This window comes from Streptomyces amritsarensis (genome assembly GCF_001953875.1).
Classification (GTDB): domain Bacteria; phylum Actinomycetota; class Actinomycetes; order Streptomycetales; family Streptomycetaceae; genus Streptomyces; species Streptomyces amritsarensis.
Map to the genome: position 1 here is coordinate 1 of NZ_MQUR01000053.1, position 24863 is coordinate 24863.

General features: G+C 72.9%; 24 protein-coding genes. 8 read left to right on the forward strand and 16 right to left on the reverse strand.

All coding sequences use genetic code 11. The features are described 5' to 3' along the window. Positions 1 to 92: 92 nt before the first annotated feature. Positions 93 to 1259, reverse strand: coding sequence for a glycerophosphodiester phosphodiesterase (locus AVW11_RS21575; RefSeq protein ID WP_060178532.1), 1167 nt, complete (start codon positions 1257 to 1259; stop codon positions 93 to 95). Positions 1260 to 1586: 327 nt separating this feature from the next. Between AVW11_RS21575 and AVW11_RS21580 the strand changes: the two genes are divergently transcribed. Then, a complete protein-coding gene (locus AVW11_RS21580; protein ID WP_060178588.1) occupies positions 1587 to 2216 on the forward strand; it encodes a lysophospholipid acyltransferase family protein in 630 nt (209 codons plus the stop codon). Positions 2217 to 2237: 21 nt separating this feature from the next. On the opposite strand, the gene AVW11_RS21585 is transcribed toward AVW11_RS21580, so the two are convergent. From AVW11_RS21585 to AVW11_RS21600, 4 genes are all read right to left on the reverse strand, one after another. After that, on the reverse strand, positions 2238 to 3713 hold the full coding sequence (locus AVW11_RS21585; protein ID WP_076045408.1) for a membrane-associated oxidoreductase: 1476 nt from the start codon (positions 3711 to 3713) through the stop codon (positions 2238 to 2240). Positions 3714 to 3859: 146 nt separating this feature from the next. Then, complete coding sequence (locus AVW11_RS21590) at positions 3860 to 4159, reverse strand: DUF6342 family protein (RefSeq protein ID WP_060178534.1); 300 nt, start codon at positions 4157 to 4159, stop codon at positions 3860 to 3862. 238 nt (positions 4160 to 4397) lie between these two features. After that, positions 4398 to 5942 carry an MFS transporter gene (locus AVW11_RS21595; RefSeq protein ID WP_076045410.1) on the reverse strand — a complete coding sequence of 515 codons (1545 nt, stop codon included), beginning with the start codon at positions 5940 to 5942 and terminating at the stop codon, positions 4398 to 4400. Then, the gene (locus tag AVW11_RS21600; protein ID WP_030841767.1) at positions 5939 to 6490 is read right to left on the reverse strand and encodes a TetR/AcrR family transcriptional regulator; all 552 of its coding nucleotides are present in this window, start codon (positions 6488 to 6490) and stop codon (positions 5939 to 5941) included. Before AVW11_RS21600 ends, AVW11_RS21595 begins: the two co-directional genes overlap by 4 nt. Positions 6491 to 6579: 89 nt before the next feature. On the opposite strand from AVW11_RS21600, the gene AVW11_RS21605 reads away from it, so the two are divergent. Further along, positions 6580 to 7089 (forward strand): HAD domain-containing protein, encoded by a 510-nt coding sequence (locus AVW11_RS21605; protein WP_076045412.1) that lies wholly within the window; start codon positions 6580 to 6582, stop codon positions 7087 to 7089. Between the two features lie 101 nt (positions 7090 to 7190). Continuing rightward, positions 7191 to 8363, forward strand: a complete 1173-nt coding sequence (locus tag AVW11_RS21610; protein WP_060178537.1) for a hypothetical protein — start codon at positions 7191 to 7193, stop codon at positions 8361 to 8363. Positions 8364 to 8504: 141 nt separating this feature from the next. Here the strand turns inward: AVW11_RS21610 and argH are convergent, their stop codons facing one another. Next, positions 8505 to 9935: an argininosuccinate lyase gene (gene argH / locus AVW11_RS21615; RefSeq protein WP_076045414.1), complete on the reverse strand. Its 1431-nt coding sequence runs from the start codon at positions 9933 to 9935 to the stop codon at positions 8505 to 8507. A gap of 98 nt (positions 9936 to 10033) precedes the next feature. Next, a complete protein-coding gene (locus tag AVW11_RS21620; RefSeq protein WP_206281915.1) occupies positions 10034 to 11227 on the reverse strand; it encodes an argininosuccinate synthase in 1194 nt (397 codons plus the stop codon). 174 nt (positions 11228 to 11401) lie between these two features. On the opposite strand from AVW11_RS21620, the gene AVW11_RS21625 reads away from it, so the two are divergent. From AVW11_RS21625 to AVW11_RS21635, 3 genes are read left to right on the forward strand one after another with little or no spacing between them, the layout of a single operon-like run. Beyond that, positions 11402 to 12895, forward strand: a complete 1494-nt coding sequence (locus AVW11_RS21625) for a hypothetical protein (protein WP_079250729.1) — start codon at positions 11402 to 11404, stop codon at positions 12893 to 12895. 42 nt (positions 12896 to 12937) lie between these two features. Beyond that, complete coding sequence (locus AVW11_RS21630; RefSeq protein WP_030841780.1) at positions 12938 to 13519, forward strand: pyridoxamine 5'-phosphate oxidase family protein; 582 nt, start codon at positions 12938 to 12940, stop codon at positions 13517 to 13519. Between the two features lie 3 nt (positions 13520 to 13522). Continuing rightward, the gene (locus AVW11_RS21635) at positions 13523 to 14224 is read left to right on the forward strand and encodes a L,D-transpeptidase family protein (RefSeq protein WP_420856391.1); all 702 of its coding nucleotides are present in this window, start codon (positions 13523 to 13525) and stop codon (positions 14222 to 14224) included. On the opposite strand, the gene AVW11_RS21640 is transcribed toward AVW11_RS21635, so the two are convergent. From AVW11_RS21640 to AVW11_RS21675, 8 genes are all read right to left on the reverse strand, one after another. Then, a complete protein-coding gene (locus AVW11_RS21640) occupies positions 14211 to 15143 on the reverse strand; it encodes a hypothetical protein (protein ID WP_076045418.1) in 933 nt (310 codons plus the stop codon). The two genes, AVW11_RS21635 and AVW11_RS21640, sit on opposite strands and share 14 nt — an antisense overlap. Positions 15144 to 15222: 79 nt before the next feature. Then, entirely contained in the window at positions 15223 to 15759 is a 537-nt protein-coding gene (locus tag AVW11_RS21645) for an arginine repressor (protein ID WP_030841787.1), read from the reverse strand. A 7-nt stretch (positions 15760 to 15766) separates the two neighbouring features. After that, positions 15767 to 16972: an acetylornithine transaminase gene (locus tag AVW11_RS21650; protein ID WP_060178541.1), complete on the reverse strand. Its 1206-nt coding sequence runs from the start codon at positions 16970 to 16972 to the stop codon at positions 15767 to 15769. After that, positions 16969 to 17913 carry an acetylglutamate kinase gene (gene argB / locus AVW11_RS21655; RefSeq protein WP_030841793.1) on the reverse strand — a complete coding sequence of 315 codons (945 nt, stop codon included), beginning with the start codon at positions 17911 to 17913 and terminating at the stop codon, positions 16969 to 16971. Before argB ends, AVW11_RS21650 begins: the two co-directional genes overlap by 4 nt. After that, positions 17910 to 19085, reverse strand: coding sequence for a bifunctional glutamate N-acetyltransferase/amino-acid acetyltransferase ArgJ (gene argJ / locus AVW11_RS21660; RefSeq protein ID WP_076045420.1), 1176 nt, complete (start codon positions 19083 to 19085; stop codon positions 17910 to 17912). Before argJ ends, argB begins: the two co-directional genes overlap by 4 nt. Further along, positions 19082 to 20110 carry an N-acetyl-gamma-glutamyl-phosphate reductase gene (argC, locus tag AVW11_RS21665; RefSeq protein WP_060178543.1) on the reverse strand — a complete coding sequence of 343 codons (1029 nt, stop codon included), beginning with the start codon at positions 20108 to 20110 and terminating at the stop codon, positions 19082 to 19084. Before argC ends, argJ begins: the two co-directional genes overlap by 4 nt. A gap of 284 nt (positions 20111 to 20394) precedes the next feature. Then, the gene (locus AVW11_RS21670) at positions 20395 to 20970 is read right to left on the reverse strand and encodes a histidine phosphatase family protein (RefSeq protein WP_060178544.1); all 576 of its coding nucleotides are present in this window, start codon (positions 20968 to 20970) and stop codon (positions 20395 to 20397) included. A 31-nt stretch (positions 20971 to 21001) separates the two neighbouring features. Continuing rightward, complete coding sequence (locus AVW11_RS21675) at positions 21002 to 22450, reverse strand: aminotransferase-like domain-containing protein (RefSeq protein ID WP_060178545.1); 1449 nt, start codon at positions 22448 to 22450, stop codon at positions 21002 to 21004. Here AVW11_RS21675 and AVW11_RS21680 point away from each other — a divergent pair. Beyond that, complete coding sequence (locus AVW11_RS21680) at positions 22449 to 23378, forward strand: DMT family transporter (RefSeq protein WP_076045422.1); 930 nt, start codon at positions 22449 to 22451, stop codon at positions 23376 to 23378. The genes AVW11_RS21675 and AVW11_RS21680 overlap by 2 nt on opposite strands. Positions 23379 to 23411: 33 nt before the next feature. Then, a complete protein-coding gene (locus AVW11_RS21685; protein ID WP_030841812.1) occupies positions 23412 to 23609 on the forward strand; it encodes a DUF1918 domain-containing protein in 198 nt (65 codons plus the stop codon). A gap of 2 nt (positions 23610 to 23611) precedes the next feature. Here AVW11_RS21685 and AVW11_RS21690 read toward each other — a convergent pair whose 3' ends face one another. Beyond that, a complete protein-coding gene (locus tag AVW11_RS21690; RefSeq protein WP_079250730.1) occupies positions 23612 to 24853 on the reverse strand; it encodes a glycoside hydrolase family 10-like protein in 1242 nt (413 codons plus the stop codon). Positions 24854 to 24863: the final 10 nt, after the last annotated feature.

Genomic DNA, 24863 nt, shown 5'->3' on the forward strand with positions numbered 1-24863 from the left:
GGTCCTTCAGCAGGTCCATGCCGAGCGGGACGANNGGGCCGCGCCCGGCGGTTTCCCCGCCGGGCGCGGCCCACTCGTTCGGGAAGCGGGGCTCAGCCGTTGACGGGGCGTCGGCCGGGACGGAACGCCTCGGCGGCCAGGAGTCCGGTGTCCGGGTTGTCGGTGAAGATGCCGTCGATGCCCTGTTCGAAGTAGGTGCGGAAGGCGCCGAGCGCGTCGCCGTACGCGGCCGGATCCGTACCCCTGCGGTACTCGGCCGGCAGGAAGCTGTTCTCGTTGCGCGCGGTATAGGGGTGCAGCAGCAACCCGCGGGCATGGGCGTCCCTGACCAGGGTGGTGGGAGCGCCGAGCCGGCCGGCGGCGTCGCGCGGGAGGATCAGGTCCATGGTGGGGCCGATGCCCTGGGCGAAGCCGGCGATCCACTTCAGGCCCTCGGGCTTGACCAGGTCGGCGACGGTGCGCGGGTCCCCCGCCTGCTCGAAGTCCCAGGGCCGGGTGCCGGCGGCGGACAGCAGGACCACGCGGGGCGCGGAGACCAGCCGCGAGAGCCGCTGGATGCTGGACGGCTCGAAGGACTGGAGGAACACGGCGGCGTCCCGGCCGTCGCGCCCGTACCGGCGCAGCAGCCGGGCGAGGGGCTCCTCCAGGCCGAGGCCGAGGCTCCGGAAGTAGCTGGGGTGCTTGGTCTCGACGTGCAGCCAGACGCGCTCGCCGCGCCGCCTGCCCTCGCGGTCGGCCCAGCGGAGCACCTCTTCGAAGGTGGGGACGGCCCACTGCCCGTCGTAGAGCGTGTTGCGCTGGCGGACGGCGGGGATGCGCTCCTTCGCGCGCAGGGTCTTCAGCTCGGCGAGGGTGAAGTCCTCGGTGAACCAGCCGGTGACCTGTACCCCGTCGACGGTCTTGGTGGTGCGCCGGGAGGCGAACTCACGGTGGTCGGCGACGTCGGTGGTCCCGCCGATCTCGTTCTCGTGGCGGCACACGAGGTGCCCGTCGCGTGTCGGCACCAGGTCCTGTTCGACGACGTCCGCCCCGAGGTCCAGGGCCAGCCGGTAGGAGCCGAGGGTGTGCTCCGGCCGGTAGCCGCTGGCGCCGCGATGGCCGATGACCGCCGGGTACGGAAGGCCCCGGTGGCCCCTGTCGCCGTGCCCGGCCGCGGATGCCGCGGAGGCCGGTCCCGCCGCGAGGCCGGTGATCCCCGACCCCGCCGCCAGGACGGCCGCTCCCAGGACCGTGCGCCGCGCTGCCCCACCCTGTGTCATGAGTGCCACACTCCTCGTCGTGAAAGGGGCCGGCGGTCCCGGGACCTGTGGCGTCACGGCATTCCGCGGCCCGCGATCGGCGTGCCGATGGTAGGCAAAGGGGGGTGGCCACGGGGGGTGCCTCGAAGGCACATCCGGGGAACTTGGCGAAAACGCGCGTCAACAATACGTATCCGACACGTGAACCCGATGTGCGCTCGGAGCTGACCCGCGAGTATCGTCCTCACCTGCGCCACCGCCGAGCGGCGGGGGCGCGAGCCGCTTTTCGATGCCGGAGGGCCCACGTTGTTCCGTACGAAGCTCATCAAAGCCACTGTCGGACCGGTCATGCGCACGATGTTCCGCACCCGCGTGGAGGGCGTCGACAACATCCCCGGCTCCGGTCCGGTGATTCTGGCGGGCAACCACCTCACCTTCATCGACTCCATGATCCTGCCCCTGGTGTGCGACCGCACGGTCCACTTCATCGGCAAGGACGAGTACGTGACCGGCAAGGGGATCAAGGGCCGGCTCATGGCGTGGTTCTTCACCGGCTCCGGCATGATCCCCGTCGACCGTGACGGTGCCAACGGCGGGGTCGCGGCCCTGATGACCGGCCGCAGGATCCTCGAAGAGGGCAAGATCTTCGGCATCTACCCCGAGGGCACCCGCTCCCCCGACGGCCGGCTCTACCGCGGCCGCACCGGCATCGCCCGCCTCACCCTGATGACCGGCGCCCCCGTGGTGCCGTTCGCGATGATCGGCACGGACAAGCTGCAGCCCGGCGGCGCCGGCATGCCGCGCCCGGGCCGGGTCACCGTCCGCTTCGGCGAGCCGATGGAGTTCTCCCGCTACGAGGGCATGGACCGCGACCGGTACGTGCTGCGGGCCGTCACGGACTCGGTGATGGCCGAGGTCATGCGGCTCTCGGGCCAGGAATACGTCGACATGTACGCGACCAAGGCGAAGGCGGCGTAACCGTCGCGGTTCCCGCGGTCCTCACTGGCGCCGCAGTGACCGGCTGACGCCCGCCGCCGTCGTGGTGGCGAGGATCCAGCCGGTCACGATCAGCAGGTACGACAGCCACTGGTGCCAGCCGCTCGGCGCGAAGGCCTGTTCCTGGCCGAAACCGATGATCGGCAGCATCAGGTCGATGGTGTAGAAGACGGCGTTGAAGTCCGGCGCCTCGCCCTGCTTGAGCGGGCGCGGGGGCTGCAGCGCGAACGCGACAGCCCCGGTGAGCAGCAGCGCCGTCAGCCACCCCGCCGCGCGCAGCGGCCGGAAGCCGTAGCCGACGGTCGCGTCCTGGAGGAGCCCCCACAGGCGGGTGTGCCGGGGCAGGGTGCGGCGGTGCCGGCGCAGCTTGGCGAGCATGACCGTACGGGCGGCCGCCTCGTCACCCGCCGTACGGTATGCGGCGGCCAGCTGCTCGTAGGCGTACGGGAGGTAGCCCGACTCCTCGCGCTCCAGCGCGGGCAGCCGCTCCTCGGCCGGCAGGTGCGGGGCCAGCGTGCGGTAGGTCAGGCCGTCGATGCGGATGCGATCGGGCCAGGTCTCGGTCGGTATGTGCAGCATGTCGACATGGGAGCGGCGCAGGTTGACCACGCCCTGGATCCGGTCGCAGCCGCGCAGCCACACTTCACCGATGGTGCAGCTGGAGGCGCGCAAGGCGGTTCCGCCGGGGTTGGCGAAGACCGCGCGGGCCAGGTTGAGCTGGCCGGGTATCCGGGCGCCGGTGAGATTGACCATGCCGCGGGCCTCCAGGCGGTGGGCTCGCAGGTCCGTGCCGACGGACAGGGTCTCGGCGTGCAGGGCGATGCCGCCCGGGGCGAGCAGGCGTGCGTTGTCGAGGCTGACCTGGCCGCCGACGACGGCTCCGTTGAGGCGGAGCTGGCCGTGGACGGTCAGGTCGTTGGCGATGATGTCGGTGCCGATCTCCACGTGGTTGAGCTGGAGCGGCGGCTCGTCCGCCTCCTCGCCCGCCACCGGGCCGATCACCGCGCCCTGGAGGAAGAGGCCGCCGGATATCTTGGCGCCCTGGAGCCGGACGGGGCCGCTGATGCGGCAGCAGGAGAGCCGCAGGACGACGTCGACGCGCAGGGTGGCCGCGGTCAGGCCGGGCAGGGTCGAGTAGCCGAGGACGAGGGCCTTCACCTGGGCGCCGTACAGGAGCGGTTTGCGTTCGAACCAGCAGTCGCGCATGCGGATCGGGTGGTCGACCACCGCGTAGCGGAGGTCGAGCTTGCCGACGATCCTTGCGCCCTTGATCTTGAGCCCGGCGACCCGGCCCTCCACGGCGGGGGCGGCGCCCAGCAGGATGGCGCGCAGTACCTCGGCCCGCAGGGTGCGGTCGGGGCCCCAGCCGGCGCCGTCGACGGAGCTGTCCTCGGGGTGCTCCCGGAAGTCGACTCCGTCGCCGCGCGGGAAGGCCTCCCATACGCGGCGCTCGGCCGGGGTCAGATCGTTGATCTCCATCGCGGGGATGGTGTCCCGGAGTTCGACGGACTGTCAACTCGTGCCCGGAAGGCGGCCCTTGACCCGGAGATCGGCCGACGGGCGCGTCAGGCGCCGGATCGTGCGACGGGGGCGGTGGCGGAGTCCGCCACCGCCCCCGTCGCCTTCTAGTACGAGAGGTCCTTCTGCTCCGTGATCAGGCGGCCGGCGATGTGCAGGTTGCCGTCGGAGTCGAGCACCGCGATGACCTTCTTCGTGGAGCCGTGGTGGGTCGTGAAGTAGATCTTGTCCGCTTCCTGCGAGGAGGAGTAGTTCGTGTTCACCGACAGCTCGATGCTCACCGGCGAGCTGATGAGCACGTCCTTCTTGGGCGAGTTCGGGTAGATCTGGTTCGGCCGCAGCTTGATGCGGCCGTGCGTGTCGCCCTCGTCCCAGTCCGACGCCAGTCCAAGATCGATATCGGGCATGTGCCTTCCCCTCCAGTTCGGGCGGACCGCTGCCCTCCCGCGGGTCTCCAGCCATGTCGGTCCATGTCTGCAGCCCGGATCGGACGCACCCCGCTCCCCCAGCGAAAAAGAACCTTTCAGCCGGGTGCGTCGCAACGCTTCTCGGCCAGATCGAGAAACTACACGGCTCATTCATCTGATGATGGGCAATCAGCCCGGATGGATGCAAAAGCCCGAAACATCTTCAGATGTCTGAATATCAGTGCTTGACGCCCTCCTGGAGCCGCTGGCCCCGGAGCAGGAACCAGGCGGCCGCGGCGGTGGCCAGCAGGACGGCCGCGCCGACGCCGGAGGCGAACCGCAGGCCGTCGACGAAGGCCTCCTGGGCGGCGCCGACCATGCGGGCGGCGGTCTCCGGGTCCAGCGCCTTGGCGGCCTCCACGGCTCCGCCGAGGGATTCGTGCGCGGCGTCGGCCACCGGTCCGGCGACGGAGGCCGGGGCGGTGAAGCCCTGGTAGACGCCGGTGACGATGGAGCCGAGCAGGGCGATACCGAGGGCGGCGCCGAGTTCGTACGCCGTCTCGGAGACGGCGGACGCCGATCCGGCCTGCTCCTTGGGCACGCTGGAGAGGATCACGTCGGCGGTGACGGTGAAGGAGAAGCCGGCGCCGAGGCCGACGACGAGCAGGGCCGCGCCGAGCAGCGGGTAGCCGGTGTCCTTGTGGATCACGGTCAGGACGGCCAGGGCGGCGCCGATCGCGGCGAGGCCGCCGGTGACGACGGAGCGCACCGAGTACCGGCGGGCGTACCTGCCGGCGACGAGGCCGGTGACCACCGCGCCGACGGCGGCGGGCAGTTCGGCCAGGCCGGCCTCCAGCGGGCCGCGGCCCTGGACGAGCTGGAGGAACTGGGAGAGGAAGAAGACCAGTCCGGACAGGCCGAAGACGGTGAGGAGGTCGGCGAGGACCGCGCCGGAGAAGCCGCGGTGGCGGAAGAGCCGCATGTCGAGCAGCGGGGACGGCAGGGTGAACTGGCGGCGGACGAAGGCGTACAGGGCGCCCGCGCCGAGGACGGCGCAGACCGCGACCTCAGTGGTCATGCCGTGCGTGGCGGCTTCCTTGACGGCGTAGACCACGCCGATGACGCCGACGAGGGACAGGCCCACGCTGAGCAGGTCCCAGGGGCCGGCGACCGGGTTCTTGGATTCGGGAAGCAGCTTGATTCCCACGAGGACCAGGGCGATCATCACGGGGAGGTTGATGAGGAAGACCGAGCCCCACCAGAAGTGCTGGAGGAGGGCTCCGCCGACGACCGGGCCGATGGCCGCGCCCGCCGAGGCGGTGGCGCCCCAGATGCCGATGGCGAGACTGCGCTCCCTGGGGTCGGTGAAGATGTTGCGGATCAGCGCGAGGGTGGACGGCATCAGGGTGGCGCCGGCCACGCCGAGCAGGGCGCGGGCGACGATCATCATCTCGGGGCTGGTGGCGTAGGCGTTCAGGACCGAGACGGCGCCGAAGGCGGTGGCGCCGGCGAGGAGCAGCTTCTTGCGTCCGATCCGGTCGCCGAGGGAGCCCATGGACACCAGGAGTCCGGCGATGACGAAGGAGTAGATGTCGCCGATCCACAGCAGCTGGGTGCCCGACGGCTTGAGGTCTTCGCTGAGGGAGGGTGTGGCGAGGCCGAGGACCGTGGCGTCGACCGCGACGAGCAGCACGGCCAGGACGAGCACGGAGAGCGCGAGCCAGCGGCCGCGGCTCTTCTCCTCCACCCCCGTCTGACGTATCAGCTGTTCGGTACGGCTCATTTCTCCACACTCCGTCGGGCGCCACCGAGCAGCAGCTCGGTGATCATGTATTGGAAGTCCTTGGCGGCGACCCGGCCGTCCATGACGGCCCAGGCGCAGCTGCCGATGAGGCCGTAGAGGGCCTCGGTGAGCCAGGCGGGGCTCAGGTCGATCCGGATGTCGCCCTCTTCCTGGCCGCGCCGGAACAGGGCGATGACGCGGGCGTCGAGCCGGGCCCAGCCCTCGTTGACCTCGTCGCCCTCGAAGAGCTGGTTCTCGGTGACGAGGAAGGCCAGCAGCTCGGCGTTGGGCTCGGCCTCGGCGACGAGGCGCCGGAGCGCCTCCACGGCGGTGCCCTCGTCGAGGCGGGCGTTGTCGAACGCCACCTCGAACTCGCGGATGCCGAGGTCTTCGAGCGCGCGGACGAGGGCGTCGCGTCCGGCGAAGTGCCGGTGGAGGGTCGCGCGGCCGATTCCGGCGGCGCGGGCGACCTCGTCCATCGTGGCGGTCGATTTGCGGGAGAGCAGGGCGGCCGCGTCGCGGAGCACCTGGTCACGATCCATGGCCATGAGACAAGCATACCCCGATTGAGACACCCACGTCTCATTCTGCCGAAAAATGGGCTGCCTGCGGGCAGCCGGGAGGGAATCCTGCCGACATGAAGCCACTGCTGCTGATCGACGTCGACGGACCGCTGAACCCCTACGCGGCCCGGCCGCAGCGCCGCCCCGAGGGGTACTCCACCCACCGGATGCGGCCGACGGGCTGGACGGCGAAGGAGAGCGCGAAGCCGCTGCGGGTATGGCTGAACCACGGCCACGGAGCGGAGCTGCTCGCGCTCGCCGACGCGTACGAGCTGGTCTGGGCGACCACCTGGAAGGACGAGGCCAACGACTGGATAGGCCCGCACCTGGGCCTGCCCCGGCTCCCGTTCGTCGACTGGCCGGCGATGCACGGCCGGGCGCCGCGCGGCACCTTCTGGAAAACCCAGTACGTCCTGGAGTACGCGGGCGAGCGGCCCTTCGCCTGGATCGACGACGACATCACGGCGATGGACCGCGAGTACGTCGACCAGCGCCACCCGGCGCGGACCCTACTGATGCGCATCGACGAGCAGATCGGCCTGGTGCGCGGGGACTTCGACGCACTGGCGGACTGGGCGGCGTGACCCGCCGAGGCGGGCGAGCGCCGCGGACCGGATTTTTGATCACGCTCCGGCCGCCACTTAGCATGCACATGCCCCCCGCCCCGTACTGACGAAAGCGACCCATGCGCCTTCAGCGGATCCTCGCCGCGACCGCCGCCCTCGGATGCCTCGCCACACTCGCCGCGTGCAAGGAGGGCGGGCAGCCGGGCACACCGGCCGCGGCGTCCTCCTCGGCCGCGGCCGCCGACACGGGCCCGCTCACCGCGGCCCAGCAGTACCTGCGCCAGTTCGCCAACTGCGACGACCTGAGCGAGCGGCCCGACGACCCCCGGATACCCTCGGCCGCCTTCCCCAAGGCCGGTCAGTGGTCGGTGAAGGAGCTGGGCGTCTGCAGCGACAAGGTGCGGCAGGGCGAGATCGTCATCGCCGTTCCCACGGACATGAAGCAGTTCCAGGAGGGCTACAAGAAGTACGTCCTGGACAGGATGGGCGGCGGTGAAGGCTCCTACGGCCTGGAGAGCCGGGTCCTGATCGGCAAGGGCTTCGTCGCGTTCCCGACCAGCACCAGGACGGCCCTCGCCCTGGTCCGCTCCGACCTGCGGGTCCTGACGTGCAACCCGGGTGCTTCCGTCCCCCAGGGCTACAAGCGGGAGAAGCCGCTGGTCGAACACTGCACCCTCAGCGACTTCGTCGGGTCGGAGGACGGATCGGGCAGCCCCAACCTCGAAACCCCCCAGGACCCGGCGGGCGGGGGCGAGAAGGCGGGGCAGCCGAAGACGGGCAGCCTCGGGCTTCCGCGCGCCGACAGCATCGCCGAGCTGCGCACGCTCGTGGGCAACAGCCTCGACTGCGCGAAGCACTTCTCGACCGACCCGGAAGCCGTCGCGATCGAGTCGATCGACTTCGCGCCGGTGGTGACGGGCAGCGCGCTGGAGTGGGGTGTGACGGGCCGTGCCCTGTGCGGGGAACCCGCCGGGGCGCAGCGCGCCCGGAATCTGAGCTGGCTCGACACCGTCGGCGACATGAAGCTGCTCCAGACCAAGGCGAAGGCCGCCCAACTGGCCGACTACAAGGAGGACGGCAGGCTGAAGCAGACCGCGAGCCGGCTGCTCGTCGGCGAGAACATCGCCGTCGAGACCAACAGCCCGTCGTCCCGTCACGGCCTCTACCAGCTGCAGTTCCTGTACCTGAACTGCGTGCCCGGCTTCTCCGCCCCGTCGGGCTACCGGCTGGAGAAGTCCAAGGTCGAGGGCTGCGTCCTGACGAACTACGAGCCGGACAACCCGCTCGGCTGAGCCGCAGGGGACGCGCCGGAGGGGCGGCAGGAGCACAGGGCTCCTGCCGCCCCTCCGGGCATTCCGCCGCGTGCGGACGTACAGGCCCGACCCGGGTCGGGCGGGCGTGCGGGCCGCAGGGCGGCGGGGGCAGTGGGGTGTCTACTGCTTGTGGACGGCCCAGGCGTGCTGGATGACCAGGTCGGCCTTCAGCTCGGTGAGCTGGACCGCGACCGCCGAGGGGGCGGTGCCGCCGCGGCCCTTGCGGGAGGCGAGTGCGCCCTTGACGTTGAGGACGGTGCGGACCTCGGGGGTCAGGTGCTCCGAGATCTTCGCGAACTGCTCGTCCGTGAGCTCGTCCAGTTCGATGCCGAGCGCCTCGCACTCCTTCACGCACTCGCCGGCCACCTCGTGTGCCACCCGGAACGGGACACCCTGCTTGACCAGCCACTCCGCGATGTCGGTGGCGAGGGAGAAGCCGGCCGGGGCCAGCTCCTCCATCCGCTCCCGGTTGACGGTGAGCGTGGCCATCATGCCGGTGAAGGCGGGCAGCAGGACTTCGAGGGTGTCGCAGGAGTCGAAGACGGGCTCCTTGTCCTCCTGGAGGTCCCGGTTGTAGGCCAGGGGCAGCGCCTTGAGGGTGGCGAGCAGGCCCGTCAGGTTGCCGATGAGGCGGCCGGACTTGCCGCGCGCCAACTCCGCGATGTCCGGGTTCTTCTTCTGCGGCATGATCGACGAACCGGTGGAGAAGGCGTCGTGCAGCGTCACGAAGGAGAACTCCTTCGTGTTCCAGATGATGATCTCCTCCGCGATCCGGGACAGGTTGATCCCGATCATCGCGGTGACGAAGGCGAACTCGGCGACGAAGTCGCGCGAGGCCGTGCCGTCGATCGAGTTGCCCACCGAGCCCCGCTCGAAGCCCAGTTCCGCGGCGACCGCCTCCGGGTCCAGGCCCAGGGAGGAGCCGGCCAGTGCGCCGGAGCCGTACGGCGAGACCGCCGTCCGCGTGTCCCACTGCCGCAGCCGCTCGGCGTCCCGGGACAGGGCCTGAACGTGGGCCAGTACGTGGTGGGCGAAGAGCACCGGCTGCGCGTGCTGCAGGTGGGTCCGGCCCGGCATGGCCACGTCCGCGTGGCTCTCCGCGAGGCCGACCAGCGCGTCCTGGAGGTCGGCCATCAGGCCGCCGATGATCCGGGCGTGGTCGCGCAGGTACATCCGGAAGAGGGTGGCCACCTGGTCGTTGCGGGACCGGCCGGCGCGGAGCTTGCCGCCGAGGTCGGCGCCGAGCCGCTCCAGCAGGCCCCGCTCCAGCGCGGTGTGCACGTCCTCGTCGGCGATGGTGCCGGTGAAGGAGCCGTCGGCGACGTCCGCCTCCAGCCGGTCCAGGCCGGCGATCATGCGCTCGAGCTCGTCGGCCGTGAGCAGTCCCGCCGTGTGCAGCACACGGGCGTGGGCGCGCGAGCCGGCGATGTCGTACGGCGCGAGGCGCCAGTCGAAGTGGACCGACGCGGACAGCTTCGCGAGGGCCTCGGCGGGGCCGTCGGCGAACCGGCCGCCCCAGAGCCGGACGTCACCAGCGTTGTTGCTGCTCACAGCTACTGCTCCTCAAGACTGCATGTATGGATGTGCAACGGCCTCCCCGCCGCGGAGGTAACGGGGAGGCCGTCTTCGTACGGGCTGGGTGGCGGGGATCAGGCCAGGTCGCGCTTGGCCGCGATCCTCGACGACAGGGCGAAGATGTCGATGAAGCCCTGCGCCTTGGACTGGTCGAAGGTGTCGCCGGTGTCGTAGGTCGCGAGGTTGAAGTCGTACAGCGACTCCTGGGACCTGCGGCCGGTGACGACGGCGCGGCCGCCGTGCAGGGTCATCCGGATGTCACCGGTGACGTGCTGGTTGGCCTCGTCGATGAACCCGTCCAGCGCCCGCTTGAGCGGGGAGAACCACAGGCCGTCGTAGACCAGCTCGCCCCAGCGCTGCTCGACCTGCCGCTTGTAGCGGGCCAGCTCGCGCTCGACGGTGACGCTCTCCAGCTCCGAGTGGGCGGTGATCAGCGCGATCGCCCCCGGGGCCTCGTAGACCTCGCGGGACTTGATGCCGACGAGGCGGTCCTCGACCATGTCGATCCGGCCCACGCCGTGGACGCCGGCGCGCTCGTTGAGCTGCTGGATGGCCTGGAGGACGGTGACCGGCCGGCCGTCGACGGCGACGGGCACGCCCTCCTTGAAGGAGATGACGACCTCGTCGGCCTCGCGCGGGGTGGCCGGGTTCGAGGTGTACTCGTAGATGTCCTCGACGGGGCCGTTCCAGATGTCCTCCAGGAAGCCCGTCTCGACCGCCCGCCCGAAGACGTTCTGGTCGATGGAGTACGGGGACTTCTTGGTGGTCGCGATCGGCAGGCCCTTGTCCTCGCAGAAGGCGATGGCCCGGTCCCGGGTCATGGCGTAGTCGCGGACCGGGGCGACGCACTTCAGGCCGGGGCCGAGGGCCTGGATGCCGGCCTCGAACCGCACCTGGTCGTTGCCCTTGCCGGTGCAGCCGTGGGCGACGGTGCCGGCGCCGTGCTTCTTCGCGGCGGCCACCAGGTGCTTGACGATGACCGGCCGGGAGAGGGCCGAGACCAGCGGGTACCGGTCCATGTACAGGGCGTTCGCCTTGACCGCCGGGAGGCAGTACTCGTCGGCGAACTCGTCCCTGGCGTCGGCGACCTCGGCCTCGACGGCACCGCAGGCGAGGGCGCGCTTGCGGATGACGTCCAGGTCCTCGCCGCCCTGACCGACGTCGACCGCGACGGCGATGACCTCGGCGCCCGTCTCCTCGGCGATCCAGCCGATGGCGACGGAGGTGTCCAGGCCGCCTGAGTAGGCGAGTACGACGCGCTCGGTCACGGGACTTCTCCTTGCGGTGCATTCAACGACAGGCATAACTATGCACTGCTCCGTATGTTTCGTCAATGGCGGGTCGGTGGCAGGCGCCTGAGCAGGCCGGATATTTCCGGGCAGGGGGTCAGGGCCGCCGCCTACGATCGGGGCTCGAAGACCTTCGGGAGGGGGTGGCGGCGGATGACCCGCACAGGACGCGGCACACGACGCGGCACGGGACCCGGCAGCGACGCCGCGACGGGGCGCGCCCTGGCGCAGGAGCTGCTGGAGGGGCGTGCGGCCGCGGCGCCGCCGCCCGGTGCGGGACCGGACGTCTGGCTCGCCTTCGCGGAGCACATCCGCAGCCGGGCCCACGACGGCCGGCCGCTCCCGGTGCCGGCTCCCCCGGCGCTACGGCTCTGCCACCCGCGGGGGTGGATCCGCGAGGCGGCGCTCGCCGAGCCGGAGGCCCCCGTGGAACTGGTCGCCGTCCTGACCACCGACTGGGCCGCGCCCGTGCGGGACCGGGCCCGCGCCCGTATGGAGCGCACGCTCCACGCCCAGCCGCAGGCCACCCTGCGGGCGGTGACCCCGCTTGCGCTGCGGCTCGGGCGCCGCCACCGGGGGGACTGGATCCTGGCGCGGTTCCAGGACGCGCTGCGCCGGCAGGCCCAGGCCGCCACGCCGTGGTGGCACCTGCCCGCGCCCCCGGCGGCCGGGGGCGGGGAGTGGGCGCCGGACGGCACGACGGCCGCCGTGCTCGCCGGCCTGCTGGACTCCCCCGACCGGCAGACCCGGCAGTTCGCCGTCCGGCTCGCCCTCGCCGGGCCCGGCCGGGCCGACGCCGTGGAGTGCGCCCGGCGGGCGGCCGCCGAGCCCGACCCGGCGACGGCAGCGCTCTGGACCGATGCCGCCCTGGCCGCGCCCGGGTCCGAGGACGACGCGGTGATCGGCGTCCTGACCGGCGCCCGGATCCCCGCCGTGCGCGCCGCCGGGGTCACCGCCCTGCGCCGGGCCGGCCGGGCCGCGGAGGGCGTGACGCACCTCGCGGACGGCTCCGGGCTCGTCCGTGCGTGCGCCCGCCGGCTGGTCGGCCAGGACGGCGGCGACGCCCACGGCCACTACCGCTGGCTGGTCTTTGACCCCGCCGGACCGTCCCCGCACGCCGTGGCCGGACTCGCCGAGTGCGGCCGGGAAGAGGACACGGACCTGCTGCGGCGGCTCGTGGCCCACCCCGCCGGCCCGGTCCGCGCCGCCGCGCTGGCCGGGCTGCGACGCCGGGAGGCCGCTGTGGCGGACTCCGTCCTGCTCGCGCTGCTGGACGACCCGGCGCCGGCCGTGGCCCGGGAGGCGAGCCTGGCCCTGCTGCCGGCGGTCCGGCGCCTGGACCCCTCGTACCTCGCCGAGCGGCTGGACGTCCGCGGCCCGCTGCACGTCCGGCGGGCCGCCTTCCGGCTGTTGCGCGCCCGGGGCGGGATCCACGCGCTGCGGGCGGCCGTCGCGCTGATCGACGACTGGCACCCCAGGACGCGGATGACGGCGCGGGCCGTGGTGTGCGCCTGCCCGTGGCACCCGGCCGAGTTCGGCGGGGAGGCGGACACCGCGGAGCTGGCGGCCCTGCTGAAACGGTCCGCGAAGCTCTTCGACGACTACGGACTGGGCGTGCGGCGCAACCGGTTGGGACCGAGGAGCTGAAATACTCCGGCCCGCACCACCGGGCAGGCAGATAATCGGCTCATGGGAAAGCTCTACGAACGCATAGACAGCAGGCTGCGCACGTTCATCGAGGAGCAGCCGGTCTTCTTCACCGCCACCGCCCCGCTCTCGGGTGACGGCCACGTCAACCTGTCCCCCAAGGGCCGTGCCGGCACCCTCGTCGTCATCGACGAACAGCGGCTCGCCTACCTGGACTTCGGCGGAAGCGGCGCCGAAACCATCGCCCACGTCCGTGAGAACGGCCGGATCACCCTCATGTGGTGCGCCTTCAGCGGACCCCCGAACATCGTCCGCATCCACGGGGACGGCGAGGCCGTCTTCCGCGACGACCCGCGCTGGCCCGAGCTGATCGGCCTCTTCGGCGAGGCCGACGGGCCCGGCGCACGCGCGATCATCCTGGTGCACGCCCGCCGGATCGCCGACGTGTGCGGGTACGCCGTCCCCTTCATGGAGTACCGCGGCGAGCGCACCCTCCATTCGGAGTACCTCGCCCGCAAGACGGACGAGGAGTTCGCCGCGTACTGCGAGAAGAAGGAACACATCGCGACGAGCCTCGACGGCCTGCCTGCACTGCCCCTGCCCCTTCCTGCCCGTACCGTCTGACATGTGCTGCGTACCGCTCTCGTCACGGGCTCACTGATCGTCACCACCCTGCTCCCGCAAGGGGCCGGGTCCTCGCCGGTGCCCCTGCCCGCCCGTCTCGCCGACACCGGCGGCGGCAGTCAGCTGATCACCGCCGTCGCCCCCGCGCCCGGATCCACGACCGGCCGCCTGACCTGGTGGGACTGGCGGGCCGGGCGCTGGTACGAGGCCGGGAGCGCGCCCGCCCGGTTCGGCGCGGGCGGCCTGACCGATGGTGCGACCCGTACGCAGGGCACGGGCACCACCCCGGCGGGCCTGTACGAGCTGCCGTACGCCTTCGGGATCCGGCGGGCGCCGGCCGGGACGGAGTACCGCTACCGGCCGGTGACCGCGGACTCCTGGTGGTGCCAGGACAACGCCTCGGCCGCCTACAACCGCTGGGTGGAGCCGCTGCCCGCGGACTGCGCGCCGGGCGAGGCCGAGCACCTGGTCACCTACGACCGGCAGTACGCGCACGCGCTGCTGATCGCCTTCAACTACGACCGGCCGGTGCGCGGACGGGGCGCCGGGATCTTCCTGCACGTCAACGGCAAGGGCGCGACGGCCGGTTGCGTGTCTGTGCCCGAGCGGGACATGCGGGCGATCCTGCGCTGGGCGGACCCGGACCGGCGCCCGCACATCGCGATCGGCACGCAGGACGGTCCGCTCGCGATCACCCGCTACTAGGAGGGGTACCGGGCGCGGCGTCGGGCCCGTCCTCGTCGGAGGCCCGGTACTCGTACGCGTCCTCCCACCAGACCTTGTCGTCCAGCCACTCGTCGTCCCCGTCCCCGTCGCCGTCGTCGTCCCCGTGATCGGCGTCCTCGTGGACGACCGTGTCGGCGCCGCGCCACCTGTCCCGGTCGCCGATGCTCCGCAGCACCAGCACGCGCTGCTCCTCGTCCAGCGCCGCGCAGGCCGGGTGCGGTGCGGAGCGCACCAGCTCGCCCAGCGGGTCGCCGCAGTCCGTGCGCTCCCGGACCACCCTGCCGGCCTTCTCGGCCGACAGCAGCGCTGCCAGACCGAGGGCCGCCACCCCGGCGAAGGCCCACTCCCGCACACCCTGCGGGCGACCGGTCACCAGCAGCGCGGCGGCGAGGAGCCAGAACAACGCCACCAGGGCGATGCCCGCACAACCCGCGCAGGCCAGGAGGAGGTTCTCCCGGCCGCCGGGCATCCGCGGGAGCTCCGGCAGCAGGGCCTCGCGTTCGCTCCGGTACGCGCTGCGCCGCTCCAGGTACTCCTCGTCGCTCCCGTCGATCCAGCCGAACGAGACGGGTTCGGGGTCGTGCCGGCGTACGGCGTCCAGCAGGGCGGCGGGCAGCGGGTGGGCGGGGGCCCGGGCCGGGTCGCGGCCCCGCCCGGTCAGGAACGCGGCACCCTCGTCGTCGATCCGCACGTACCCGGAGAGGAGGAGTTCGGCGGCGGCCGCCCCGGTCGCCTCCTGCCGCAACTCGGCCATGTAGTACGGCTCCGGCTCGACGGCGGCGACGAGCCGGAGCGTCCGGCTGCGGACCCGGGCGCGGCGCCACCACAGCAGGGCGATGGGCCCGTAGACGGCTGCGGTCACGGCGGACACCAGGGTGGCGAGGGCGAATTGGCGCACGTTCGGAGGCTATGTCGGCGAACGCCGCCGCAGCACCGGGATTTCCCCCGCCCGCGGGCGTCCCCCGGGCCCGTCCCGCTCAGCCCTCCTTCTGTGCCAGCCGCAGGAGGTGGTCGGCGAGGGCCTGGCCGCCCGCCGGGTCCCGGCTGATCAGCATCAGGGTGTCGTCGCCGGCGATCGTGCCGAGGATCTCGCGGAGCTCGGCCTGGTCGATGGCCGATGCGAGGAACTGCGCCGCACCCGGAGGGGTGCGCAGGACCACGAGGTTCGCCGAGGCCTCCGCGGAGATCAGCAGCTCCCCGGAGAGGCGCCGCATGCGCTCCTCCTTCGCGGATTCGCCGAGCGGGGCCTGCGGGGTGCGGAAGCCGCCCTCGCTGGGCACGGCGTAGATCAGCTCGCCGCCGGTGTTGCGGATCTTCACCGCGCCCAGCTCGTCGAGGTCGCGGGAGAGCGTCGCCTGGGTGACGCTCAGCCCGTCGTCGGCGAGCAGCTTCGCCAGCTGGCTCTGGGAGCGGACCGGCTGCCGGTTGAGGATGTCCACGATCCGGCGGTGGCGTGCGGTGCGGGTCTGCGGGACGGCCTGCCCGCCGTGCTCGTTGTCCTGCGGCTGGCTCATCGTCGTCTCATTCTCCGGATCCGTCCCCGTGGGCTGCGTCGAGGATGCCGGGCAGCGCCCGGACGAACGCGTCCGCCTCGGCCTCGGTGAGTACGTACGGGGGCATGAGCCGTACGACGTCGGGGGCGGGCGCGTTGACCAGGAAGCCGGCGTCCTGAGCCGCTTGCTGCACCTTGGGTGCGAGCGGCTCGGTCAGCACGATACCCAGCAGCAGTCCGGCGCCGCGGACGTGGGACACAAGCGGGTGCCCCGAGGACTCGATGCCCGAGCGCAGTCGCTCGCCCCGCGCCTTGACCCGGTCGAGCAGGTCGTCGGCGGCGATGGTGTCGATGACGGCGAGGCCGGCCGCGCAGGCGACCGGGTTCCCGCCGAAGGTGGTGCCGTGCTGGCCCGGCCGGAGCAGGTCGGCGGTGGGCCCGAAGGCGACCACGGCGCCGATCGGCAGGCCGCCGCCCAGCCCCTTCGCCAGGGTGACGATGTCGGGCTCGACGCCCTCGTGGGCCTGGTGCTCGAACCACTGGCCGCAGCGGCCGATGCCGGTCTGGACCTCGTCGAGGACCAGCAGGGTGCCGGTGGCCCGGGTGATCTCGCGGGCGGCCGTCAGGTATCCGGCCGGGGGCACGACGACGCCGTTCTCGCCCTGGATCGGCTCGATGACGACGAGCGCGGTCTCCTCGGTGACGGCGGCCCGCAGGGCCTCGGCGTCGCCGTACGGGACGTGGGTGACGTCGCCGGGCAGGGGCAGGAAGGGCTCCTGCTTCTTCGGCTGGCCGGTCAGCGCGAGGGCGCCCATGGTCCGGCCGTGGAAGCCGCCGTCGGTGGCGACCATGTGGGTCCGCCCGGTCAGCCGACCGATCTTGAAGGCGGCTTCGACGGACTCGGCGCCGGAATTGCAGAAGAAGACCTTGCCCGGGCGGCCGAAGAGCTGGAGCAGGCGCTCGCCGAGCGCGATGACCGGCTCGGAGGCGAAGAGGTTGGAGACGTGGCCGAGCGTCGAGATCTGCTCGGTCACGGCCGTCACGATCGCCGGGTGGGCGTGGCCGAGGGCGTTGACGGCGATGCCGCCGACGAAGTCGGTGTACTGCTTGCCGTCGGCGTCCCAGACCTGGGCGCCCCGACCGCGTACGAGGGCGAGGGCGGGTGTGCCGTAGTTGTCGGTCAGCGCGCCCTGCCACCGTGCCCGGTACTCGTGGTTGCCGGTGCCCTGCGTCATGCTGCTCCCCCTGGCTGTCGGTCGGGCACGACCATCGTGCCGATGCCGGAGTCGGTGAAGATCTCCAGCAGGATCGAGTGCGGGATCCGTCCGTCGAGGACGCGGGCGGTGCCGACGCCGCCGCGCACGGCGTGCAGGCAGCCCTCCATCTTGGGGACCATGCCGCTGGACAGCTCGGGCAGCAGCTTCTGCAGCTCGCTGACGGTGAGCCGGCTGATGACCTCGTCGCTGTGCGGCCAGTCGGCGTAGAGGCCCTCGACGTCGGTGAGGACCATCAGCGTCTCGGCGCCGAGGGAGGCGGCGAGGGCCGCGGCTGCGGTGTCGGCGTTGACGTTGTAGACGTGGTGGTCGTCGGCGCTGCGGGCGATGGAGGAGATGACCGGGATCCGGCCGTCGGCCAGGAGCGCCTCGATGGCGCCGGTGTCGATGTCGGTGATCTCGCCGACCCGGCCGATGTCGATGAGCTCGCCGTCGATCTCCGGGCTGTGCTTGGTCGCGGTGATGGTGCGGGCGTCCTCGCCGGTCATGCCGACGGCGAGCGGCCCGTGCTGGTTGAGCAGTCCGACCAGTTCGCGCTGGACCTGGCCCGCCAGGACCATCCGTACGACGTCCATGGCCTCCGGGGTCGTCACGCGCAGGCCGGCCTTGAACTCGCTGACCAGGCCCTGCTTGTCGAGCTGGGCGTTGATCTGCGGGCCGCCGCCGTGCACGACGACCGGCTTCAGGCCGGCCTGGTGCAGGAAGACCACGTCCTGGGCGAAGGCGGCCTTGAGGTCCTCGTCGATCATGGCGTTGCCGCCGAACTTGATGACGACGACCTTGCCGTTGTGGCGCCGGAGCCAGGGCAGGGCCTCGATGAGGATCTGCGCCTTGGGCAGGGCGGTGTGCTTGCGGGCGGTGCCGCCGGAGGCGCCGGGCTGCCCGGCCTTCTCGTCGCTCATGAGGAGTAGGCGCTGTTCTCGTGGACGTACTCGGCGGTGAGGTCGTTGGCCCAGATGACGGCCGACTCGCCGCCGGTGGAGAGGTCGGCGGTGATGCGGACCTCGCGGTCCTTCATCGAGACCAGGTCGCGGTCCTCGCCGACGGAGCCGTTCTTGCAGACCCACACGCCGTTGATGGCGACGTTCAGCCGGTCCGGGTCGAAGGCGGCCTTGGTGGTGCCGATCGCGGACAGGACGCGGCCCCAGTTGGGGTCCTCGCCGTGGATGGCGCACTTGAGCAGGTTGTTGCGGGCGATGGAGCGGCCGACCTCGACCGCGTCGTCCTCGGTGGCCGCGCCGACGACCTCGATGCGGATGTCCTTGCTGGCGCCCTCGGCGTCGCCGATCAGCTGGCGGGCCAGGTCGTCGCAGACCTTGCGCACCGTGTCGGCGAAGTCGGCGCGGGCGGGCACCTGGCCGGACGCCCCGGAGGCGAGCAGCAGCACCGTGTCGTTGGTGGACATGCAGCCGTCGGAGTCGACCCGGTCGAAGGTGGTGCGGGTGGCGGAGCGCAGCGCCTCGTCGAGGGTGGCGGCGTCCACGTCGGCGTCGGTGGTGAGGACGACGAGCATGGTGGCCAGGCCGGGGGCGAGCATGCCCGCGCCCTTGGCCATGCCGCCGACCGTCCAGCCGTCCTGGGAGACGGTGGCGGTCTTGTGCACGGTGTCGGTGGTCTTGATGGCGATGGCGGCGGCCTCGCCGCCGTCCTCGGACAGGGCCGCTGCGGCCGTCTCGATACCGGGGAGCAGCTTGTCCATGGGGAGCAGGACGCCGATCAGGCCGGTGGAGGCGACCGCGATCTCGCCGGCGTTGTGCTCGCCGCCGCCGAGGGCGTTGTCGTTGAGGGTGGCCGCGACCTTCTCCGCCGTGGCGTGCGTGTCCTGGAAGCCCTTGGGGCCGGTGCAGGCGTTGGCGCCGCCGGAGTTGAGGACCACGGCGCTGACGGTGCCGCCGCGCAGGACCTGCTCGGACCAGTGCACGGGCGCGGCCTTGACGCGGTTGGAGGTGAAGACGCCGGCGGCGGCCAGGCGCGGCCCGTTGTTGACCACGAGGGCCAGGTCCGGGTTGCCGTTGGCCTTGATCCCGGCGGCGATGCCCGCCGCCGTGAATCCCTGTGCAGCCGTAACACTCACGGCGCGACTCCAATCGTGGAAAGCCCGAGCTGCTCGGGGAGCCCGAGGGCGATGTTCATGCTCTGTACCGCACCGCCGGCGGTGCCCTTGGTGAGGTTGTCGATGGCGCTGACGGCGATGATCCGCCGGGCGGCCTCGTCGTAGGCGACCTGGACGTGGACGGCGTTGGAGCCGTGGACGGACTTGGTGGACGGCATCCGGCCCTCGGGCAGCAGGTGGACGAAGGGCTCGTCGGCGTACGCCTTCTCGTAGGCGGCGCGCAGCGACTCCGCCGTGGTGCCGGGGCGGGCCTTGGCCGAGCAGGTGGCGAGGATGCCGCGGGCCATGGGTACGAGGGTCGGCGTGAAGGAGACGCTGACACGCTCGCCGGCGAGGGGGCTGAGGTTCTGCACCATCTCGGGCGTGTGCCGGTGGCCGCCGCCCACACCGTAGGGGGTCACGCTTCCCATGACCTCGGCGCCGAGCAGGTGCGGCTTGAGCGCCTTGCCCGCGCCGGAGGTGCCGGTGGCGGCGACGATCACGGCCTCGGGTTCGGCGAGCTGCGCCTGGTAGGCCGGGTAGAGCGCGAGGGAGACGGCGGTGGGGAAGCAGCCGGGGACCGCGACCCGCCTGGCGCCCGCCAGTGCGGCGCGGGCGCCGGGGAGTTCGGGGAGGCCGTAGGGCCAGGTGCCGGCGTGCGGGGCCCCGTAGAACGCGTCCCAGTCGGCGGCGTCCTTGAGGCGGTGGTCGGCGCCCATGTCGACGACGAGGACGTCGTCGCCGAGCTGGGCGGCGACGGCGGCGGACTGGCCGTGCGGGAGGGCGAGGAAGACGACGTCGTGGCCGGCGAGGGCCTCGGCGGTGGTCGCCTCCAGGGTGCGCCCGGCGAGCGGCACGAGGTGCGGTTGCAGGGAGCCGAGGAGCTGTCCGGCGTTGGAGTTGCCGGTCAGGGCGCCGATCTCCACCTCGGGGTGCGAGAGCAGCAGGCGCAGGACTTCTCCGCCCGCGTACCCGCTCGCTCCGGCCACCGCTACACGTACCACCATCGGACCCTCCTCATCGATGGCATGACTATACGTACCGACGCACGTTTATGCAATGTCGTGGATCTCGGGGGAAGGGCCGCACCGGAGGAAGGGGCGCGGCACGCTCCCTCCGAAGGATGTCTAGCAGGAAAGCCTCCGCTGCGGCGGCGATTGCCCCGCCGGCGCAGGGAGCCGGTCGCGCGGTCGCACCGCGTCGGACCGTCCGGCGCCGCCGCGGGATCGGTCCCGTCGACGAGACGGCGCCCGACGCGCAGTCCGGCCGGCGCGCGGCCGGCCGGCGGGGATCAGGCCGGGGCCTGCAGGCAGAGGTGCCATTGGCCGGGGAAGCCCGTGAGGGTCATCGTCGACAGCGGCCGGACGTCCACGTTCCAGTAGGTCAGCGGGGGCGCCTTCAGGGCGTAGACCAGTGCGGCGCGGACCACCGACGGCTCCGCCACCGCCACGATCGCGCCGCCGTCGTCGGCCGGCCGGGTGTCGAGCCACCCGCCGATCCGGGAGATGAAGGCGAGCAGGGACTCGCCGCCGTGCGGGGCGGCCCGCGGGTCGCTGAGCCACACGTCGACCGCTTCGGGCTCCTGCGCGGCCACCTCGGCGAGGGTCCGCCCCCGCCAGCGGCCCATGTCGCACTCCCGCAGCGCCGGCTGGGCCAGGGGCGCGTACCCGAGGGCCTCGCCCGTGGCCCGGCTGCGCGGGGTCGGCGAGCAGTAGCGCAGCTCGGCCGCGCCCAGGGGTACGAGGCCCTGCGCGGCGGACTCCACCGCCCGCCAGCCGACCCCGTCCAGCGGGCGGTCGTCGTCGAAGCGCTCGGCGAGCAGCGAGGAACTACGGGCTGCGGCGACAAGCGAAACCCGAACATGCATGCGGTGATGGTGGGGCGCGCGGGGCGGCGGGTCAAGCGTCCCTGGCAGGGGCCTCCTCCCCCAGCCCGGCGCGGACGCGCTGGACGGCCTCCACCAGTTCGCCCGGGCCGGAGACGCCGGCGAAGCTCAGGCGGACGTACGCAGCGGGCGGTTCGGCGCAGAAGTAGGGGCGGCCGGGGGCCACCGCAACCCCGGCGCGCAGGGCCGCCGCCGCGAACGACGCGTCGTCGCCGCCCCCGGTCATCCTCGCCCACAGCTGATAGCCGCCCGAGGGCAGGCGGTGGACGGTCAGGCCGGGCAGCTCCCGCCGCAGGGCGCCGGCGAGCACGTCCCGCCGGTGGCGCAGCTCGGCGGCCACCGTACGCAGGTGGCGCGGCCAGGCGGGCGCGCCGACCAGCTCCAGCGCCGCCTCCTGGAGCGGTCGGGGCACGAAGAAGCTGTCCACGACCTGGACGGCGCGCAGCCGGTCCACGACCGGCCCGCGGGCGGCCAGCGCGCCGACCCGGAGGCTGGGCGAGGTGGCCTTGGTCAGGGACCTGACGTGCACGACGACCCCGTCGTGGTCGTCGGCGGCCAGGGTCGCGGGCAGCGGGCCGGAGTCGTCGTGGGCGAGGGCGCGGGCGTAGTCGTCCTCGACCACGAAGGCCCCGGCGGCCCGCGCGATCCGCAGCACTTCGGCCCGGCGCCCGGCGGCCAGCACCGCACCGGTCGGGTTCTGGAAGAGCGGCTGGCAGACGAAGACGCGGGCCCCGGTCGCCTCGAAGGCGGCGGCCAGCAGTTCCGGCCGGACCCCGTCGGCGTCCACCGGCACGGGTACCGGCCGGCATCCGGAGGCGCGGGCGATGGCCAGCAGCCCGGGGTAGGTCGGGGACTCCACGAGGATCGGCGCCCCGGGTGGGGCGAGCGCCCGCAGGGCGGTGGTCAGCGCGCTCTGCCCGCCCGCGGTCACCAGGACGTCGGCGGCGCCGACGGCCCCGCCGATCTCCCGGGCGAACCAGTCGCGCAGCTCCGGCAGCCCCTCCATGGGCGGCCGGTCCCAGGCCCCCGGGCGCCGCCCGGCCCGGGCGAGGGCGGCGGCCATGGCCCGCTCGGGCTGGATGGAGGCGTGCAGGTATCCGCTGTTGAGGGCGATCACCGACGGCGGCGGCGCGGCCAGGCAGGCCAGCACCCCGGAGGCGTCCACGGAGCGCGGGACGACGTCCCCGGCCCCCTCCGCACTGAGCGCGACCTCCTGCCAGGAGGTGTCCCCGGCCGAGGGGAGCGCCGTGCGCGGGGCGGCGCGGTAGACGCCGGCGCCGGGCCGGGTGACGACGAGGCCCTCGGCGGCGAGCTGCGCCAGGGCCCGGGAGACGGTGACGGGACTGACCCGGTAGCGCTCGACCAGAGCCCGGCTGGACGGGAGCTTTCCACCCACCGAGTAGCGGTTCAGCTCGGACCTCAGAGAATCTGCCAGCTCCGCCACACTGCTACGCTCATACATGACAGCACAGAATAGCGCTACTCTCCCGCCCGCGATAGCGGTGAGGAATCCGCTGCTGCGGGGGACGGCCCTCGCCGCGCTCGGCGTCGTCGCCTTCTCGCTGACCTTTCCCGCCACGGCCTGGGGCCTGGAGAGCTTCGGCCCGTGGTCGCTGGTGGCCCTGCGCAGCGTCCTGGCCGCCGCGGTCGCGGGTGTCTTCCTCCTGGCCCGCCGGGCGGCGCCGCCGGCCCGCGAGCACTGGGCGGGCCTCGCCGTCGTCGCCGGCGGGGTGGTCATCGGCTTCCCCCTGCTGACGACCCTGGCCCTGCAGACCTCCACCACCTCGCACGCCGCCGTCGTCGTCGGCCTCCTGCCGCTGACCACGGCCGCCCTGTCCGCGCTGCGCACCGGCAGCCGGCCCCCGCGGGCCTTCTGGGCGGCGGCCGTGGCCGGGGCGGCGGTGGTGCTCGGCTTCACCCTCGCGCAGAGCGGCGGCTCCCTCTCCGCAGGCGACGGCTACCTGTTCGCCGCGCTGCTGGTGTGCGCGGCCGGGTACACCGAGGGCGGCCGGCTCGCCCGCGTCCTGCCGGGCTGGCAGGTGATCGGCTGGGCCCTCGTGCTGTGCCTGCCGCTCACCGCGGCCGGCTCGGTGCTCGGGCTCGTGTACGAGCCGGTGCACCTCACCGGCCACGGGCTGGCCGGGCTGGCCTGGGCGGCGGCCGGGTCCACCTTCCTCGGCCTGTACGTCTGGTACCGCGGCATGGCCGAGATCGGCGCGCCCCGGGCCAGCCAGCTCCAGCTCGCGCAACCGCTGCTGACCCTGATCTGGTCCGTGGCACTGCTCGGGGAGCGCCTGGCCCCCGCCGCACCGGCCGCGGCCTGCGCGGTTCTGGTCTGCATTGCGGTGACCCAACGGGTCAAACAACCCCAGAACGACCTAAACTGCTAGCACCGGATCGGAGCGCCACCGAGGAGGTCAGACATGCGAGCTACCGAGGGCGACCAGCTGGTGCAGCACGGCAGGATCGTCGGACAACCCGACAAGGTGGGCGAGATCACCCAGGTGCTCGGCGAGAACGGGACGCCCCCGTACCGGGTCCGCTTCCAGGACGGACACGAAGCGCTGATGGCTCCCGGACCCGACTGCGTCGTCCGCCACCCCGCAGAGCCCGGGCACTGAATTCACCGCGGGGGCACGGCCGAACCGTAGTGGTCGGCCACCACACGTGCCATCGCCCCGTTGGGGTCCGCGGCCACCTGCTTCGCCGAGAAGTAGACGTGGCCGCGGACCTCCGGGTATCCGCGGGCGAACCGCACGTGCCGCGACAGCTCCGCCGGATCCCGCCAGGCCGCGGTGGGGCTGTCCGCGTCGCAGCGGTAGAGCGCCTCGCCCACGTACAGGTCCGCCTTCGTGCCCGCGACGGTCCGGGCCCACCAGGGGACGAGCGCGGCGTAGTCGGCCGTCGAGTGCCCGATGTGCCAGTAGGCCTGCGGCACGACGTAGTCGATCCAGCCCTCCCTGACCCACTTGCGGGTGTCCGCGTACAGGTCGTCGTACGCCGCGAGGCCGCGGGTCCTGGAGCCGGCCGGGTCCCGGTCCGAGTTGCGCCAGATCCCGAAGGGGCTGATGCCGAACCTGACCGCGGGCCGCAGGGCGCGCAGCCGCTGCGACATCTCGCGGACCAGGGTGTCGGTGTTGTTCCGACGCCAGGCCGCCCGGGACGAGAAGCCGCCGCCGTACTCCTCGTAGGCGTCGTCGTCGTCGAAGTACTCCCCCGCCACCGGATAGGGATAGAAGTAGTCGTCCCAGTGGACGGCGTCCAGCGGGTAGCGGGTGACCGCGTCGAGCATGGCCTCCTGCACGAACCGCCGTACCTCGGGCACCCCCGGGTTGTAGTAGAGCTTCCCGCCGTACTCGACGGTCCAGCCGTCCTGCCGTGCCGGGTGCTCGGGCACCAGCCGGTCGAAGTCGGTGTGGTTGGCCACCCGGTACGGGTTGAACCAGGCGTGCAGCTCCAGACCGCGGGCGTGCGCCTCGGCGACGGCCGTGCCGAGGGGGTCCCAGCCCGGATGGCCCCCCTGCCGCCCCGTCAACCACTGCGACCAGGGCTCGAAGGAGGACGGCCACAGCGCGTCGGCCGCCGGCCGGACCTGGAGGACCACCGCGTTGAGCCGGCGGCGGACGGCGGTGTCGAGCAGGGCCAGCAGTTCCTTGCGCTGGGTCGCGGCCGACAGCCCGCTGCGCGAGGGCCAGTCGACGTTCGAGACGGACGCGATCCACATCCCCCGGAACTCGGGGGTGCCGGCGCCCCTCCCGGGGAGCGGGCCCGAAGTCCGCGGCGCGGCGAACGCCGCTCCCCCCGTCGCCGCGGCGATCACCCCCGCCGCCCCTGCCAGCAGTGCCCGTCGACCGATGTGCGCCATGTGACCTCTC

Excerpts from the sequence above, each read along its gene's own strand:
- AVW11_RS21575 (WP_060178532.1), bottom strand. The coding sequence starts at position 1,259 with ATGACACAGGGTGGGGCAGCGCGGCGCACGGTCCTGGGAGCGGCCGTC.
- AVW11_RS21580 (WP_060178588.1), top strand. The coding sequence starts at position 1,587 with ATGCGCACGATGTTCCGCACCCGCGTGGAGGGCGTCGACAACATCCCC.
- AVW11_RS21585 (WP_076045408.1), bottom strand. The coding sequence starts at position 3,713 with ATGGAGATCAACGATCTGACCCCGGCCGAGCGCCGCGTATGGGAGGCC.
- AVW11_RS21590 (WP_060178534.1), bottom strand. The coding sequence starts at position 4,159 with ATGCCCGATATCGATCTTGGACTGGCGTCGGACTGGGACGAGGGCGAC.
- AVW11_RS21595 (WP_076045410.1), bottom strand. The coding sequence starts at position 5,942 with ATGAGCCGTACCGAACAGCTGATACGTCAGACGGGGGTGGAGGAGAAG.
- AVW11_RS21600 (WP_030841767.1), bottom strand. The coding sequence starts at position 6,490 with ATGGCCATGGATCGTGACCAGGTGCTCCGCGACGCGGCCGCCCTGCTC.
- AVW11_RS21605 (WP_076045412.1), top strand. The coding sequence starts at position 6,580 with ATGAAGCCACTGCTGCTGATCGACGTCGACGGACCGCTGAACCCCTAC.
- AVW11_RS21610 (WP_060178537.1), top strand. The coding sequence starts at position 7,191 with ATGCGCCTTCAGCGGATCCTCGCCGCGACCGCCGCCCTCGGATGCCTC.
- AVW11_RS21625 (WP_079250729.1), top strand. The coding sequence starts at position 11,402 with ATGACCCGCACAGGACGCGGCACACGACGCGGCACGGGACCCGGCAGC.
- AVW11_RS21630 (WP_030841780.1), top strand. The coding sequence starts at position 12,938 with ATGGGAAAGCTCTACGAACGCATAGACAGCAGGCTGCGCACGTTCATC.
- AVW11_RS21645 (WP_030841787.1), bottom strand. The coding sequence starts at position 15,759 with ATGAGCCAGCCGCAGGACAACGAGCACGGCGGGCAGGCCGTCCCGCAG.
- AVW11_RS21650 (WP_060178541.1), bottom strand. The coding sequence starts at position 16,972 with ATGACGCAGGGCACCGGCAACCACGAGTACCGGGCACGGTGGCAGGGC.
- argB (WP_030841793.1), bottom strand. The coding sequence starts at position 17,913 with ATGAGCGACGAGAAGGCCGGGCAGCCCGGCGCCTCCGGCGGCACCGCC.
- argC (WP_060178543.1), bottom strand. The coding sequence starts at position 20,110 with ATGGTGGTACGTGTAGCGGTGGCCGGAGCGAGCGGGTACGCGGGCGGA.
- AVW11_RS21670 (WP_060178544.1), bottom strand. The coding sequence starts at position 20,970 with ATGCATGTTCGGGTTTCGCTTGTCGCCGCAGCCCGTAGTTCCTCGCTG.
- AVW11_RS21680 (WP_076045422.1), top strand. The coding sequence starts at position 22,449 with ATGACAGCACAGAATAGCGCTACTCTCCCGCCCGCGATAGCGGTGAGG.
- AVW11_RS21675 (WP_060178545.1), bottom strand. The coding sequence starts at position 22,450 with ATGTATGAGCGTAGCAGTGTGGCGGAGCTGGCAGATTCTCTGAGGTCC.
- AVW11_RS21685 (WP_030841812.1), top strand. The coding sequence starts at position 23,412 with ATGCGAGCTACCGAGGGCGACCAGCTGGTGCAGCACGGCAGGATCGTC.
- AVW11_RS21690 (WP_079250730.1), bottom strand. The coding sequence starts at position 24,853 with ATGGCGCACATCGGTCGACGGGCACTGCTGGCAGGGGCGGCGGGGGTG.